Origin of the sequence: Nocardia crassostreae (genome assembly GCF_001613405.1) — a bacterium.
GTDB lineage: Bacteria > Actinomycetota > Actinomycetes > Mycobacteriales > Mycobacteriaceae > Nocardia > Nocardia crassostreae.
On sequence record NZ_BDCH01000025.1, the window covers coordinates 328,932 to 343,749 of the forward strand.

A 14,818-nucleotide genomic window follows, 5' to 3' on the forward strand; every position below is an offset into this window, starting at 1 on the left:
TCGACTTCGGCACCAGAGGACCGCCCATGCTCGAACTCCCCGCACCCAATCTGACCGGCACCCTCCTCGGCTATCTGCTCATGTCCCCGCTGTCGCTCGCCCACAATCTCGGCCTGCTGCTGGATCTGCTGTGAAGGGCGAGCCATGACCACCCGACTGCTCGGCGCACTGGCCGCCGCCACCCTGCTCACCGCGGGTATCACCGCGAGCGATATCCCCGCCACCGCCGTGCCCATTCCCGGCGGGCAGGCCACCACGATCTTCATTCCGGGCGCGGACGGGGTGCGGTTGAACGCCGTCATCACCGCACCGGCCGACATTGCCACACACCGGAATCCGCTGGTGTTGCAGCCTTCGGGCTGGGGCATGCCCGCCATGGGCAGCATCGGCTCCGCCTACCGGCTGTCCAGCGGCGAGAACTTCATCTCGATCGAATACACAGCGCGCGGCATGTACCTGTCCGAGGGCGAGGTCGATCTGCTCGGCGAACGGGATGTCGCGGACGCCTCCGCCGTCATCGACTGGGCCATAGCGAATTTGAACGTCGATCCCGACCGCATCGCGATTGCGGGCGGCTCCTACGGCGCGGGCATGAGCGTGCTGGCGGCCGCGCACGATCCGCGCATCAAGGCGATCGTCGCCGACTCCCCGCCCGGGGACGCGGCCGAGGCCCTGGCACCGAACGGCACCCCAAGACCGGCGGACCGATCGCGCTCGCGCTGGCCGGTGCGGCTACCAATCGGTACAGCGCGGAACTGGTCCGGCGCGGCCTCGACGCGATTCTCGGCAATGGCACGGCCTTCGACACGCTGTCCAATCGCTATCTGCTGGCCGACGCCATCCCGCGGCTCAATGCCAATGGCACCGCGGTATACCTGGCGCACGACTGGCAGGACAGCCTGTGGCCGGTCGGGCCGGTCTATGCCATGTTCGATCAGCTGACCGGACCGAAGATGCTGTACCTGGTCCCGGGCGACCACTCCACCGGCGGCGGCCCGGGCCAGGTCGCGGGACTGCCGAATGCGATCTGGGATGCCGGAATTCGCTGGCTCGACCACCACGTCAACGGGGCGGACAATGGCATCGACCGTGAACCGGTGGTCACCATCCTGCCCGCCAATCGGGGCGAGTTCGCGCGCTTCGCCTCGGTGGCCGAGGTCGCGCACGCCGTCCGCGAATTCGCGCTGTCGGCCCCGACCGCCGGGGTGCTGGGCGCGGATCCGGCCGAATCCTGGAGTCAGCCCCTGCTTTCCGGTCCGACCACCGCGGTCGCGGCCATCCCCTATGTGAGCGGCACCCTCGCTCAGCTGGGCTTCGCACCGGCGACGGCCTTGGGCACCGTCGACCGCAATCTCGCCGGGGTCTGGCATTCCACGCCCTTCGCAAATGGTGGTGTGGTGTCCGGGATTCCGCGACTGCGCCTGACCGTGACGCCGTCGAGTTCGGCGGTGACCCTGATCGGCATTCTGTACGACGAGGATCCCCATGGCAGCGGCACGACCATCAGCTACCTTCCCATCACCCGGCACGGGTTGACCCCGGGCGTCCCGGCCGAGATCGAATGGGAACTCGCGCCGACGTATTGGAATCTCGCACCGGGGCACCGGCTCGCGCTCACCGTCACCACCCAGGATCCGATTCCGTTCCAGAGCTCCACCCCGATGGGCAGCGTGGTCGTGTTCGGCGCGCCGTCGGTGGCCGAGATCCCGATATCCGGATCATGGAGCCCATGCGGCACGAATTGCTTCGAATGCTGGGCAGAGCGGCGCTGAGCCTGTGCGTGCTGCCGCTACTGCCCACACCGGACGCCGGGGCGGACGCGGTCGCCGCCCTGCCGGTGACGGTGCCGAGCGTGCGGCAATTCGACTCGCGCCCAGGTGAGTTCGTGCTCGGCGCGCGTCCGCGCATCGTGGCATCGGAGGCGGCTCGCGGCACCGCGCAGCGCCTGGCCGAGGATATGACGCGCACCGGGCGCCCCATCGCCGTGACCTCCGGCGCGCCGGGTCCCGGCGATCTGGTGCTGCGCATCGACGAGTCGGCTCCGGAGCAGGCCGAGTCGTATCGCATCGATATCGGCGACGCCGTGATCGCGACGGCCTGCACCCACCGGGGCGCGGTGCACGCGACACAGACTCTCCTGCAATGGTTCTCGCAGACCACGAGGCTGCCCGCCGGTACGGTCACCGACTGGCCCGACTACGCCGAACGCGGGCTGCTCCTCGATGTCGGCCGCAAATTCCTCAGCGTGGACTGGATCAAACAGCGCATCCGGGAGATGGCCTACTACCGGATGAACCTGCTGCAGCTGCACCTCTCGAACCACTACGGGTTCCGCCTGGCCAGCGAGTCCCATCCGGAGATCACCTCCGCCGAGCATTACAGCCGCGCCGATATCGCCGAAATCCTGTCCTACGCCGATCAATACGGCATAGAAGTAGTGCCCGAGATCGGCTTTCCGGGGCATATGAACGCCATCCTGGCCCCGCATCCGGAACTGGTCCTGCATCCCGCGACCACCAGCCCGCTCGACGCCCTCACCGACGCGCTGCTCGCGGGCACCGCCGAAGGCCGGATCGATATCACCCACCCGGACGCGCGCCCGCTCATCGAAGACCTGCTGCGCGAATTCCTCCCGCTGTTCCCGGGCCACTACTTCCATCTGGGCGGCGACGAGTACATCAGCGATTTCGGCCGCTTCCCCCAGCTCGGCGCGTACGCGCGCGCCACGCTCGGCCCGGAGTTCGACGCCCCCGATCTGGTGGCCGATCTCTTCAACTGGGCCAATGGCATCGTGCGCTCGTACGGCAAGACCGCCCGCATGTGGAACGACGGCGTCCCGCACGCCCGCATCACCGTGGACCGCTCCGTCGTCGTGGACTTCTGGACCTCCGGCAGCGGCCGGGCGCCCTGGATCGGCAATGAGCACGGTCCGGAGTCCTTCGCCGATGCGGGCTACACCCTCAGCAATGCGGCCTTCACCCCCACCTATTGGGTCACCGGGGGTCTCGCGGCAAACCTGAACTCCCCGCCCGAACTGCTCTACGCCTGGGATCCCGGCCTTTTCGTCAATGGCACCCGCCTGCGTCCCGACCAACGCGCCCGCCTGCTCGGGTCGAAGGTCTTCGTCTGGTGCGACGATCCGAACGCCAAGACCGAACTGGAGATGATCGCCCCCGTCCGCGCCCGCCTGCCCATCATGGCGCAGCAGCTCTGGCGGGGAACCGACACGCCCTATCCGGACTTCACTCGGCGCGTCGGCGCTGTCGGCCTGCCCTGACTCCGACTGTCCACCGGCAGAGGCGATTTGGGCATAACGCCCGTTTTCTCCGGGTCGCCAGCGGGCGAACGACCGCTGTGCAAAGGCCATAGTGAATTTCGTTGCCAATCGGAGATATTGGCGGGGCAATATGGCCGCCGTGCCCTCGCTTCCACCGAAACACCTGCTGTTGCAGGCCTGCCGCGGACTGCCGCCCGACGACCATCCGGTACTGCGCTGCGCCGGGCTACTCGCGGATCTGCACGAGCGGCGTTTGACGGCGGATGCGGGCACGACCGCGCCCATCGATCACGATCGGGCGCTGCTGGTGCACGATATCGACCGCTGGGTGGCGGCCGAACTGCCCAAGGCCGAGCGCGATGCGCATCTGCACACCGAGACGGTGGGCACGGTGGTGGACCGCCTCGCCCAGTTCTCCGCCCTGGCCTACCTCACCCTGACCACCGCGCCCGATGACGCCGTCAACGATGCCGCACAACGCCTCTCCGAATTGGCCCTCGCCTACGAACATCTGGCGCACGAACTGGCCGCGGGCCATCGGCGCCTGCCCAATCTGACCGGGAACCGGGAGTACGAGTACTGAACGCGCCGCCGGTGACGCACAGCGAGGAGGCGGGCGGGATTTCGCTGTGAGCCGCTAGACCTCGGCGGGCTCCCCGGCGGCCGCGCCCTTGGGTAGCAGTGCGCGGATGGCGTCGATGGTGTCGGCCTGGTCCGGTTCCTTGTCCGGGCGGTAGCGGACCACCCGGGCGAAACGCAGCGCCACCTCACCCAGATAGCGGGGACTGACCTGCACGCCGTCGATGGCGATCTCGACGACCAGCTCCGGGCGCAGGTAGACGGTGGTGGCGTCGCGCTCGCGTTCGTGGCGCGGGAATTCCGCCGTCTGCCATTGCAGCAGGGCATCGGTCAAGCCCTTGAAGGTCTTGCCGACCATGATCGGTTCACCGCCGTCCGGATTCCGCGCGCCCAGATGCAGATTGGACAGGTACCCGGTACGACGGCCGTATCCCCATTCCGCGCCCAGCACCACCAGGTCGAGGGTGTGCGTGGGTTTGATCTTCTGCCAGGCGCGCCCGCGCCGCCCGGCGGCATAGGGCGCGTCCAGCGATTTGATCATGATGCCCTCGTGTCCGGCCGCCAGCGCGCCGTCGAAATATTCGGCGGCCGCCTCCGGATCGGGCGTGATGAGCGCGGGAATGCTCAGCCCGCCCGCCACTTTCGTGAGCGCCGCGCGCCGTTCCCGCAACGGGGCATCGAGCAGGTCGACGCCGTCCAGGTGCAGGCAGTCGAAGAAGTAGGGGTGCAGCAGCAGCTCCTGTGCGCTGGTCGCGCCGAACCGGCTCATGGTCTCCTGGAACGGGCGCAGCCGCCCGGAATCATTGAGCGCCAGCGTTTCCCCGTCGAGCACCACGCTGTCGCAATCGAGGTCCCACACCAGGCCCACCAATTCGGGCACGCTCGCGGTGATATCGCGCAGCGTGCGCGTGAACACCCACACTTGCTCACCCCGGCGGTGCACCTGAATGCGCGCACCGTCCATTTTGTGCTCGACGCTGACCGCGCCCTCGAATTCGGCCATGGCCGCATCCAGCGCGGCCCCAGGCGAGGCCAGCATGGGCTGGATCGGCCGTCCCACCTCCAGACGGAATTCGGCCAGCGCCGCCGCACCGCCGGTGCGCGCCGCCACCGCCGTCACCGGCAGCCGCCCGGACAGCATGTGCGCCCGCCGCACCGCGTCGATCGGCACCTCGAAGGCCGCCGCCACCGCCTCGGCCACGATCGCGGTCAGCGCGCCCTGCCGCATTTCCCCGGTGAGCAGGCGGAGCAGGAAGTCGTGCTCGTCCCGGGTCGCGGCCGTGAACAGGGTCTCCAGCAGTTCGCGCCGCCGGGCCGCCGACCCGCTGCCGCTCACCGTGGCCAGTTCGGTGAACACCCGGTCCACCGCGCCCACGGTCAGGGTCGCGGTCGCCGCCGGGGGGCGCCTCCATCGAGGTCAGCGTCCGCCATCCGGCGCCGATCCGCCCCTGTGGCAATTCGCCGGAAATCCACGCCACGACCTGCGCCAATTCATCCGGCGCGGTCGCGGCGAGCAATTCCGCCAAGGTTTTGGTCTTGTTCTTTCGCGACGAGGTGGCCCGCACCGCCGTCGACGCTTCCACCACATCCGACAAGAGCACGTTCCGACGGTAACCCCGGGCACCGACAAAAGCCGTGCTAATTTCCCGATTGGCACGCCTGCGAAACCGCCCATAAACTGGGCACATGGCCAAGACTTACGTCGGTGCGCGGCTTCGTCAGCTGCGTACCGAACGCGGGCTGAGCCAGGTCTCCCTGGCCAAGAAGCTGGAGATTTCGGCGAGCTACCTGAACCAGATCGAACACGACGTCCGCCCGCTCACCGTACCGGTCCTGCTGCGCATCAGCGAGGTCTTCGGGGTGGACGCGGGATTCTTCTCCTCCCAGGACGACACCCGCCTGATCGCGGAACTGCAGGAAGTGGTGATGGATCAGGAATTGGGCATCGAGGCCGATGCCCAGGAAATCGCCGAAATGGTTTCCGCGCATCCGGGTTTGGCGCGCGCCATGGTCAATATGCACCGCCGCTACCGCAATACCACCGCGCAGCTGGCCGCGGCCACCGAGGACCGCTTCTCCCCCGACGGCTCCGGTTCCGGCGCCATCTCCAAACCGCACGAGGAAGTGCGCGATTACTTCTATCAGCGCCAGAACTACATTCACGAACTCGACACCGCCGCCGAAGAGCTGACCAATCGCATGCGCTTCCACGGCGGCGATCTCAAACGCGAAATCCCGCGCCGGTTGACCACCGCGCACGGCGTCCAGATCGTCGAGCGCATCGATCTGGGTGACGGGCTGCTCCATCGCTACGATCCGGAGCAGCGCCGCCTGGAGATCGCACCGCATCTCTCGGGCGGGCAGCGGGTCTTCAAACTGGCCGCGGAACTGGCCTATCTGGAATGCGGCGACCTCATCGAAAAGCTCGTCGAGGAGGGCAATTTCTCCAGTCCGGAATCCCGGGTGCTGGCGAAACTGGGCCTGGCCAACTACTTCGCGGCGGCCACCGTCCTGCCCTACACCCATTTCCACGAAGTGGCCGAGGATTTCCGCTACGACATCGAACGGCTGTCGGCGTTCTTCACCCAGAGCTACGAGACCATCTGCCATCGGCTGTCCACCCTGCAACGGCCGAAGCTACGCGGCGTCCCGTTCTCCTTCGTCCGCGTGGACCGCGCGGGCAATATGTCGAAACGCCAGTCCGCCACCGGATTCCACTTCTCCTCCTCCGGCGGCACCTGCCCGCTGTGGAACGTCTACGAGACCTTCGCCTATCCGGCGAAGATCATGACCCAGATCGCCCAGATGCCCGACGGCCGCAAGTACCTGTGGGTCGCCCGCACCGTGGAGCGCCGCGCCACCCGCTACGGCGAGCCGAGCAAGATCTTCGCCATCGGCCTGGGCTGCGAACTCCGCCACGCCGGTCGCGTCGTCTACGCCGACGGCCTGGACCTCAACGACCCCAAGGCCACTCCCATCGGCGCGGGCTGCCGGGTCTGCGAACGCACCAAATGCCCGCAGCGCGCCTTCCCGCCGCTGGGCAAGACCCTCGATATCAGCGAACACCGAAGCTCCATCTCCCCCTACGTCATTCAATGACCTATTCGATGACGGATTCGATGGCTATTTGTTGTCGGTATCCGGAGTTAATGTCTTCCCGCCAGCCAATTGGTTGTCGGGGAGATAAGGGATCAAGAACTACATGCAGATCAGGAAGTTCGCTGCCACGGCATTGCTGAGCATCGGCGCCATGGCGATTACCGGGGGCACCGTGTACGCGGCTCCCGCCGAGCAGGGAATCGACTTCGCCATCAATCGATCCGAGGACGGGCGGGAGCTGAAGGTCGAGTTGACCGGCGGCACCTTCGCGCTCACCGAGGATGCGGTGACCATCGCCGACGCCACGGGCGCGGTGGTTTCGAGCCTGCCCCTGGCGGTCGAGCACGAGGGCTATGTGGTGTCCATGCGGCCGCGGTTGGCGAACGGCGGCGTCACGCTGGTGGCGGAGCCGCAGGTGCAGCCGGTCGGCCAATGGCTGCCCACCTCGCCGCGGTCGCGCAGCACGCAGATCGGCATGGGAATCGGTGCGACACTGGGGCTCATCGGCGGATTCGTCGTGGGCCTGGTCATCGCGGTGGCGACCATGGGCATCGGAGTCCTCGCGATTCCCTTCACCGGTCTGATCGGCGCGCTCATCGGCGGCGCGATCGGCGCGGGGGCCGGTGGGGCGATCCCGAACGACGACCGCCAGGGCGGCTGGTACTACCAGTGGGACTGCCAGCGCTTCGGCAACTACGAGTACTGCCACTGACGGATACACCGCGCGCAACGGGCCGGTGTCAGCGAGCGCTGACACCGGCCCGTCCGCGTTTCGACCCCTCACCTGCGCGAACCTCGGAACCGACGACTCGAACCGGCTTGCGGTGAGCGCAAATTCACGCCGCGGAAACATCGGCAATCGGACCGTCACCGAGAGTCATTCCGGCGCAATACCTCCCGTTTACCGTTCTGCCCACGAATACAGGCGCTGTATACGCAGCGGTATTCGCTGAACATCGTGAAGTGAGAAGGGTCCGCCCCCATGCAAGATTCCATCCGTCGAGATCGCTCGCGGCGCCTGATCAAGGCGATCACCATCCCCACCGCGCTGGCCCTGTCCGCGGTGCTCATCACCGGCTGCGGATCGCGCGACAGCGATACCGCCACCGGATCCGATGCGGCGTCCTGCGTCGATACGTCGAAGGACACCATCAAGATCGGGTCCCTGCACTCGCTGACCGGCACCATGGCCATCTCCGAGGTGACCGTCGCCAACTCCACCAAGCTCGCCGTGGATCAGATCAATGCCGCGGGCGGCGTCCTGGGCAAGAAGATCGAGATCGTGCTGGAGGACGGCGCGTCGGATCCGAAGACCTTCGCGGAGAAGGCCGAGAAGCTCATCTCCTCGGACTGCGTGGCCGCGGTGTTCGGCGGCTGGACCTCGTCGAGCCGCAAGGCCATGAAGCCCTAGTTCGAATCGCTGAACTCGCTGCTCTACTACCCCGTCCAGTACGAGGGCCTGGAGGACAGCAAGAACATCTTCTACACCGGCGCCACCACCAATCAGCAGATCGTCCCGGCCCTGGACTACCTGAAGCAGAAGGGCATCACCTCCCTCTACCTGGTGGGCTCGGACTACGTCTTCCCGCAGACCGCCAATCGCGAGATCAAGGCGTGGGCCGCCGCCAACGGCATGGAGATCAAGGGCGAGGATCTGGCCCCGCTGGGCTCCACCGACTTCTCCACCATCGTGAACAAGGTGCGTTCCGCCAAGGCGGGCGCGGTGTTCAACACCCTCAACGGCGACTCCAATGTCGCCTTCTTCCGCGAGTACGCCAACGCGGGCCTGAAAGCCGCCGATATGCCGGTGGTTTCGGTGTCCATCGCCGAGGAGGAGGTCGCGGGCATCGGCGTGCAGAACATTGTCGGCCAGCTGACCGCGTGGAACTACTACCAGACCGTCGACTCCCCGGTGAACAAGGCGTTCGTCGACGCCTACAAGGCCGCCTTCGGCGCCGGTAAGCCCACCTCCGATCCGATGGAGGCCGCCTACGCCTCGGTCTTCCTGTGGAAGAACACCGTCGAGAAGGCGAAGTCCTTCGCCGTGGCCGATATTCAGGCCAATGCCGACGGCGTCAGCTTCGAGGCGCCCGAGGGCACCGTCGTGATCGACGGCTCCAACCACCACATCACCAAGACCGCCCGCATCGGCGAGATCCGCGCCGACGGCCTCATCTACACGGTGTGGGACTCCGGCAAGGCCGTGGTGCCGGACCCCTACCTGAAGTCCTACGAGTGGGCCAAGGGCCTCAAGTAATTCGGTAAGCAGCCGACGAGGGGCGGCCGGTGCGGGAATCACTCCCGCACCGGCCGTACGGCAGCACCACCGCCCACCGGAAGAACTCAGAGGTACACATTATGGAAGTCGTTGTCGGACAGCTCTTCACGGGCTTGAGTCTCGGCTCGATTCTGCTGCTCGCCGCGCTGGGCCTGTCGCTGACCTTCGGTCAGATGGGCGTGATCAATATGGCGCACGGCGAGTTCATCATGGCCGGTTGCTACACCACATTCGTTGTGCAACAGGTTTTTTCGTCCACGGGCGTGGCGCTGATCATCTCCCTTTTCGCCGGTTTCCTGGTCGGCGGCCTGCTGGGCGCGGCCCTGGAAATGGGGCTCATCCGCTGGATGTACGACCGGCCGCTGGACACCCTGCTGGTCACCTTCGGCGTCGGCCTGATCCTGCAGCAGGCGGCGCGCAATATCTTCGACGCGCAGGCCAAGAACGTATCGATCCCGGACTTCCTGACCGGCGGTATCGACATTCTCGGCACCGTGGTCCCCAAGACCCGCATCTTCATCATGGTGCTGGCCGTCCTCGCGGTGATCGCCCTGGCCACCGCGCTCAAGACCACCTCGCTGGGCCGCCGCATCCGCGCCGTGGTCCAGAACCGCAATCTCGCCGAAACCTCCGGCATCTCCAGCCGTTTCACCGATGTCAGCACCTTCTTCATCGGTTCCGGGCTGGCCGCCGTCGCCGGGGTGGCGCTCACCCTCATCGGCTCCACCAGCCCCACCATCGGCCAGTCCTATCTCGTCGACGCCTTCCTCGTGGTGGTGATCGGCGGCCTCGGCCAGATCAAGGGCACCGTCATCGCGGCCTTCGGTATGGGCCTGCTGAATTCGTTCGTCGAATACTCGACCACCGCGTCGGTCGCCAAGGTGATCGTCTTCGTGGTGATCGTGATCTTCCTGCAGGTGCGCCCGCAGGGTCTGTTCACCGTCCGCACGAGGAGCCTGGCATGACCACCGTCCAGCGTCTCACCGCATCGTCGTCACTCAAGGTCTGGAGCGGTTTCGCGCTCGCGGCCGTCGTCCTGTTCGGCCTCGCGCCCGCGCTGCTCAGCGATTTCCGGCTCAGCCTGCTCGCCAAATTCCTCTGCTTCGCCATTGTCGCGGTCGGTATCGGCCTGGCCTGGGGACGCGGCGGCATGCTCACCCTGGGGCAGGGCGTGTTCTTCGGCATCGGCGCCTACATCATGGCCATGCACATGCAGATGGCCGATGCCGCGCGCGCCGGCGAGGACGTGCCGGAGTTCATGATGATCTCGGGTATCGACGAATTGCCTTCGTACTGGCAGCCTTTCGAATCGCCGCTGGTGGCGATCCTGGGCATTCTGGTGCTGCCTGCCGCCGTCGCCGCCGTGCTCGGGTTCGGCGTGTTCAAGCGCCGGGTCAAGGGCGCGTACTTCGCCATCCTGAGCCAGGCGCTGGCCGCGGCGCTGGCCATCCTGCTCACCGGGCAGCAGTCCATCGGCGGTTTCACCGGGCTCAGCGATTTCCGTTCGTTCTTCGGCTTCCGGCTCAACGATCCGGTGAACCGGCAGATGCTGTTCTTCATCTCGGCGGGCACGCTGCTCGTGGTGGTGGCCATTGCCCGCCAGCTCATGAACAGCCGCTACGGCGAGCTGCTCGTCGCGGTGCGCGATCAGGAAGAGCGCGTGCGCTTCCTGGGGTACGACCCGGCCAATATCAAGATCGTCGCGTATGTGGTGGCCGCCTTCTTCGCGGGCATCGCGGGCGCGCTGTTCACCCCCATCGTCGGCATCATCTCCCCCGCCGATATCGGTGTGGTGCCCTCCATCGCCTTCCTCATCGGCGTCGCGATCGGCGGCCGCACCACCCTGCTCGGCCCGGTGCTCGGGGCCATCGGCGTGGCCTGGGCGCGGACCTCGTTCTCGGAGAACTTCCCGTCGGCCTGGACCTACCTGCAGGGCGCGCTGTTCATCGTGGTGGTCGGGTTCATTCCCGCCGGAATCGCCGGATTCGGGCCGCTGGCAAAGCGATTGCTGGAGAAGCTGCGGCCCGCGAAGGCGGCGGAATCCACGGCGGGCCAGGCGCAATCCCCGGCAGCCGACGCGGAGGCCATTGTGACCACCGCGACCGAGAGCACCGCCGAACCGGAGGCGACCGCAGCGGAAGAGAAGGTGGACGCGCGATGACCGCACCCGTGCACGAACCCAAGATCGGCGGCAATGCCGGTATGGACAGCGACTATCTCGAGGTCCGCGGCCTGCCGGTCAGTTTCGACGGCTTCAAGGCCGTCCCGGACGTGGATCTCACCGTCCTGCAAGGCGATCTGCGCTTCCTCATCAGACCCAATGGCGCGGGCAAGACCACGCTCATCGACGCCATTACCGGCCTGGTCCCCGCCACCGGTTCGGCGCAGAAGTCCGGCAGCGAACTCATCGGCAAGAAGGTGCATCAGATCGCCCGGCTCGGCGTCGGCCGCACCTTCCAGACGGCGAGCGTCTTCGAGCAGCTCACCGTGCTGCAGAACCTCGATATCGCCGCGGGCGCAGGCCGTTCCGCGCTCACGCTGCTGCGCAAGCGCAAAGCCGTGCTGCCCGCCATCGAGGAGGCCCTGGAGACCATCGGCCTCACCGCCCTGCGCGACAAGCCCGCGGGCATCCTCGCGCACGGTCAGAAGCAGTGGCTGGAAATCTGCATGCTGCTGGTGCAGAACGCCTCGGTGCTGCTGCTCGACGAACCCGTCGCGGGTATGAGCGCCGAGGAGCGCGAGGAGACCGGAAACCTGTTGCACCGCATCGGCGGTGACCTCGTGGTCATCGTCGTCGAGCACGATATGGATTTCATGCGCGCGTTCGCCACCTCGGTGACCGTGCTGGCCGGCGGCCGGGTGCTCAGCGAGGGTTCCGTCGAGCAGGTCCAGGCCGATCCGAAGGTGCAGGAGGTCTATCTCGGCACCGCGGCCGCCGGTGAACTCCCACCGGCCGCCGCACGTAGCACTCACCCCGAGTCCGATCCGGACTTCGCCGACGCACAGGAGGCCGCCGATGCTGGAGATCGCTGACCTGCACACGGCCTACGGCCGCACCGAGGTGATTCACGGTGTCTCCCTGACGGTTCCCTCCGACGGCGTGGTCGCGGTCATGGGCCACAACGGCGCGGGCAAGACCTCCCTGCTGCGCGCCGCCGTCGGCCTGCTGCCCGCCAAGTCCGGCCGGATTCGCTTCGACGGCGACGACATCACCAAGCTGTCGCCGTCGCGGCGGGTCAAACGCGGTATCGCCTATGTGCCGCAGGGCCAGCAGTCCTTCCCGCAGCTGTCCACCATGGAGAACCTCCAGGTGGTCGCGGACGGCCGCAAGCGCGGTAAGGAACTGATCGACGAATCCCTCGACCTGTTCCCGGCGCTACGGGAACTGCTGTCCCACAAGGCGGGTCTGCTCTCCGGCGGTCAGCGCCAGCAGCTGGCCATCGCGCGCGCCCTCATCACCGAGCCGAAGCTGCTCATTCTGGACGAGCCGACCGAGGGCATCCAGCCCTCGGTGGTGGCCGAGATCGAACGCACCATCATCGATCTCACCAATCGCGGCGGTTTGAGCGTGCTGCTGGTCGAACAGCACATCGGTTTCGCGCTACAGGCCGCGAACCAGTACTACGTGCTGCAATCGGGCCGGGTCACCTCCTCGGGCGCGGGCGGTGCGGGTGCGGAGTCCGCCGTTCGCCTGGCCATGGCGATCTGATCGGACGACGGGAGATGGCGCGCAGGGGGCGTATCCCATTGTCCGAACGGGTCTACCGGTCCCTGCAACGGGATCTCGCGGCGGGGGTGCTGGTGCCCACCGAACGGCTCGGCGAGGAACGCCTCGCCGAAGCCTACGGTGTGTCACGCACTCCCGTCCGCGAGGCCCTCGCCCGGCTCTACGCCGACGGCCTGCTGGAACGGCATCCCGACGGCCTCTATCCCTACCGGCCCCGCGTGGACGAACTCGGCGATCTCTACGAGCTTCGAATAGTGCTGGAGACCAGGGGTATTCAGCGCCATCTCGATCCACCCGCGCGGCGCCACGACACCTCGGCCATCGAGAAGGAGCTCGATATCTGGCAGCGATTCCGCGAGCAGCCGCCCGAACCCGGCGCGGAACTCATCGCCGCCGACGAACAGTTCCATCTCACCCTGCTCGCGGCGGCGGGCAATGCCGCGCTCACCGATGCCCTCGCCACCGTCTACGCCCGGGTGCGTCCGGTCCGCGCGCTGGACATGCCCTCGCCCGAGCGGGTCGCCGCCATGACCGAGGAGCACATCGCGATTGCCGAGAGCCTGGTGGCAGGTGGCAGGTGATCTGGACACCGCGCTGCGCATCCTGCACGCCCATCTCACCGGATCCCGCGCCCATGTCCTCACCCGCGCGCGCCGGGCACTGGAGCTCACGAAACTCGCACGCGCCGTGCGGGAGTAATCCGGCGCGCCGGACGTGGCCGATCGTGCGGTAGCCGGTGACTGGGACACCCTGTTAGCGTGAGGCATGGTGTCGATGGAGCCACGTATCGCCCCCGGCCGCTTCCGGGAGCTCGGACCGGTCAATTGGGTCGTCTGGCAGGTACTTTCCCGCGCCGCGGGCACCGATGACGCCCACCTGTTCAGTACCCTGGGCCGCACGCGCGGGCTCTTCCGCGGCTGGCTGCACTACTCCGGCAGGCTCATGCCCGGCGGCCGCCTGCGCCGCTACGACACCGAACTGGTGATCCTGCGCGTCGCCCATCTGCGGCAGTGCGAGTACGAGATGGACCATCACATCCGGCTCGGCAAACGCGCGGGGGTCACCCGGGAGATCCTCGAACGCCTCCGCATCGGCCCCGCCGCCCCGGGCTGGTCCGACAAGGAACGCGCCCTGCTCGCCGCCGTCGACCAGCTCGTCACCACCCGGGACCTGGACGACTCCGCGTGGAAGACGCTGGCCGCGCACTACGACGAGCGCCGGTTGATCGAAATCGTGCTGCTGACAAACCAATACGAGGGCCTGGCCAGCACCATTACCGCGCTGCGCATCCAAACCGACCATTGATCGGATCGCCGCGCACCCGCGCGTGCAGATGCATGTCGTGCCAGCCGTCCACATGCAGCCAGCTGCTTCGATTCACGCCCTCGTGGGTGAACCCGGCCTTCTCCGCCACCCGGCAGGATCGCGGATTGTGCACCGAATGCCGGAGTTCCAGCCGATGGAATCCGGCCTCCCCGAAGGCCCACTCGCACAGCGCGGTCACCGCCCGCGGCGCGATGCCGCGCCCGCGCGCCGCCGCCGTCGTCCAGTACGCGACCGCCGCCTGCCCGTGTGCGAGCACCATATGCTGCAAGGAGATCCGCCCCAGCACACGCCCCGAACGACTGTCCGCCACCGCCCAGTTGACGTCGGCACACCCGGTCCACGACCGCGCCCAGGTCTGGACCCACTCCTGCGCTTCGGCCACCGAATCGGCCGTGCGCACATGCCAGCGCCGGATGGCCGGATCCTGGAAGGCCGCGTACACCTCCGGACCGTCCCGGCGCAGCCACGGCCGCAACACCAGGCCCTCGCCCACCGGCAGCACCGGCTGCGCTGCCTTGGTGAAGATCTCGGC

The 14,818-nt window shown here is 67.4% G+C and carries 12 protein-coding genes and 3 pseudogenes; 13 read left to right on the forward strand and 2 right to left on the reverse strand.

Going from position 1 to position 14,818, the window contains the following annotated elements; genetic code table 11:
* Positions 1 to 144 precede the first annotated feature (144 nt).
* From NC4_RS26395 to NC4_RS26410, 4 genes are all read left to right on the forward strand, one after another.
* On the forward strand, positions 145 to 942 hold the full coding sequence (locus NC4_RS26395) for an alpha/beta hydrolase family protein (RefSeq protein ID WP_067543407.1): 798 nt from the start codon (positions 145 to 147) through the stop codon (positions 940 to 942).
* The gene (locus NC4_RS26400) at positions 927 to 1,772 is read left to right on the forward strand and encodes a CocE/NonD family hydrolase C-terminal non-catalytic domain-containing protein (protein ID WP_067543410.1); all 846 of its coding nucleotides are present in this window, start codon (positions 927 to 929) and stop codon (positions 1,770 to 1,772) included. Before NC4_RS26395 ends, NC4_RS26400 begins: the two co-directional genes overlap by 16 nt.
* Positions 1,730 to 3,277, forward strand: coding sequence for a beta-N-acetylhexosaminidase (locus NC4_RS26405; RefSeq protein ID WP_169814875.1), 1,548 nt, complete (start codon positions 1,730 to 1,732; stop codon positions 3,275 to 3,277). Before NC4_RS26400 ends, NC4_RS26405 begins: the two co-directional genes overlap by 43 nt.
* 139 nt (positions 3,278 to 3,416) lie before the next feature.
* Complete coding sequence (locus tag NC4_RS26410) at positions 3,417 to 3,860, forward strand: DUF4254 domain-containing protein (protein WP_157555215.1); 444 nt, start codon at positions 3,417 to 3,419, stop codon at positions 3,858 to 3,860.
* A gap of 54 nt (positions 3,861 to 3,914) precedes the next feature.
* Here NC4_RS26410 and NC4_RS26415 read toward each other — a convergent pair.
* Positions 3,915 to 5,457: pseudogene (locus NC4_RS26415) on the reverse strand (ATP-dependent DNA ligase).
* Between the two features lie 85 nt (positions 5,458 to 5,542).
* On the opposite strand from NC4_RS26415, the gene ramB reads away from it, so the two are divergent.
* From ramB to NC4_RS26460, 9 genes and pseudogenes are all read left to right on the forward strand, one after another.
* Positions 5,543 to 6,955 carry an acetate metabolism transcriptional regulator RamB gene (gene ramB / locus NC4_RS26420; RefSeq protein WP_067543419.1) on the forward strand — a complete coding sequence of 471 codons (1,413 nt, stop codon included), beginning with the start codon at positions 5,543 to 5,545 and terminating at the stop codon, positions 6,953 to 6,955.
* Positions 6,956 to 7,058: 103 nt separating this feature from the next.
* Positions 7,059 to 7,667: a DUF8020 domain-containing protein gene (locus NC4_RS26425; RefSeq protein WP_067543423.1), complete on the forward strand. Its 609-nt coding sequence runs from the start codon at positions 7,059 to 7,061 to the stop codon at positions 7,665 to 7,667.
* Between the two features lie 270 nt (positions 7,668 to 7,937).
* Positions 7,938 to 9,212, forward strand: a pseudogene (gene urtA / locus NC4_RS26430) (urea ABC transporter substrate-binding protein).
* Between the two features lie 101 nt (positions 9,213 to 9,313).
* On the forward strand, positions 9,314 to 10,198 hold the full coding sequence (gene urtB / locus NC4_RS26435; RefSeq protein WP_067543601.1) for an urea ABC transporter permease subunit UrtB: 885 nt from the start codon (positions 9,314 to 9,316) through the stop codon (positions 10,196 to 10,198).
* Positions 10,195 to 11,394 carry an urea ABC transporter permease subunit UrtC gene (gene urtC, locus NC4_RS26440; protein WP_084529788.1) on the forward strand — a complete coding sequence of 400 codons (1,200 nt, stop codon included), beginning with the start codon at positions 10,195 to 10,197 and terminating at the stop codon, positions 11,392 to 11,394. Before urtB ends, urtC begins: the two co-directional genes overlap by 4 nt.
* A complete protein-coding gene (gene urtD / locus NC4_RS26445; protein WP_067543426.1) occupies positions 11,391 to 12,266 on the forward strand; it encodes an urea ABC transporter ATP-binding protein UrtD in 876 nt (291 codons plus the stop codon). The genes urtC and urtD overlap by 4 nt, the downstream gene beginning before the upstream one ends.
* The gene (gene urtE, locus NC4_RS26450; protein ID WP_067543429.1) at positions 12,250 to 12,942 is read left to right on the forward strand and encodes an urea ABC transporter ATP-binding subunit UrtE; all 693 of its coding nucleotides are present in this window, start codon (positions 12,250 to 12,252) and stop codon (positions 12,940 to 12,942) included. Before urtD ends, urtE begins: the two co-directional genes overlap by 17 nt.
* A gap of 14 nt (positions 12,943 to 12,956) precedes the next feature.
* Positions 12,957 to 13,659 (forward strand): annotated as a pseudogene (locus NC4_RS26455) (GntR family transcriptional regulator).
* A gap of 75 nt (positions 13,660 to 13,734) precedes the next feature.
* Positions 13,735 to 14,265 (forward strand): carboxymuconolactone decarboxylase family protein, encoded by a 531-nt coding sequence (locus NC4_RS26460; RefSeq protein WP_067543604.1) that lies wholly within the window; start codon positions 13,735 to 13,737, stop codon positions 14,263 to 14,265.
* Here the strand turns inward: NC4_RS26460 and NC4_RS26465 are convergent.
* Positions 14,234 to 14,818: GNAT family N-acetyltransferase (locus tag NC4_RS26465; RefSeq protein ID WP_369690792.1), on the reverse strand; the 585-nt coding region annotated here is incomplete at its 5' end. The genes NC4_RS26460 and NC4_RS26465 overlap by 32 nt on opposite strands.

What these genes read in the sequence shown, in the direction of transcription:
- NC4_RS26405 (WP_169814875.1), top strand. Translation starts at nt 1,730, where the DNA reads ATGCGGCACGAATTGCTTCGAATGCTGGGCAGAGCGGCGCTGAGCCTG.
- NC4_RS26395 (WP_067543407.1), top strand. Translation starts at nt 145, where the DNA reads ATGACCACCCGACTGCTCGGCGCACTGGCCGCCGCCACCCTGCTCACC.
- urtC (WP_084529788.1), top strand. Translation starts at nt 10,195, where the DNA reads ATGACCACCGTCCAGCGTCTCACCGCATCGTCGTCACTCAAGGTCTGG.
- urtB (WP_067543601.1), top strand. Translation starts at nt 9,314, where the DNA reads ATGGAAGTCGTTGTCGGACAGCTCTTCACGGGCTTGAGTCTCGGCTCG.
- NC4_RS26400 (WP_067543410.1), top strand. Translation starts at nt 927, where the DNA reads ATGTTCGATCAGCTGACCGGACCGAAGATGCTGTACCTGGTCCCGGGC.
- NC4_RS26425 (WP_067543423.1), top strand. Translation starts at nt 7,059, where the DNA reads ATGCAGATCAGGAAGTTCGCTGCCACGGCATTGCTGAGCATCGGCGCC.
- ramB (WP_067543419.1), top strand. Translation starts at nt 5,543, where the DNA reads ATGGCCAAGACTTACGTCGGTGCGCGGCTTCGTCAGCTGCGTACCGAA.
- NC4_RS26460 (WP_067543604.1), top strand. Translation starts at nt 13,735, where the DNA reads ATGGAGCCACGTATCGCCCCCGGCCGCTTCCGGGAGCTCGGACCGGTC.
- urtD (WP_067543426.1), top strand. Translation starts at nt 11,391, where the DNA reads ATGACCGCACCCGTGCACGAACCCAAGATCGGCGGCAATGCCGGTATG.
- urtE (WP_067543429.1), top strand. Translation starts at nt 12,250, where the DNA reads ATGCTGGAGATCGCTGACCTGCACACGGCCTACGGCCGCACCGAGGTG.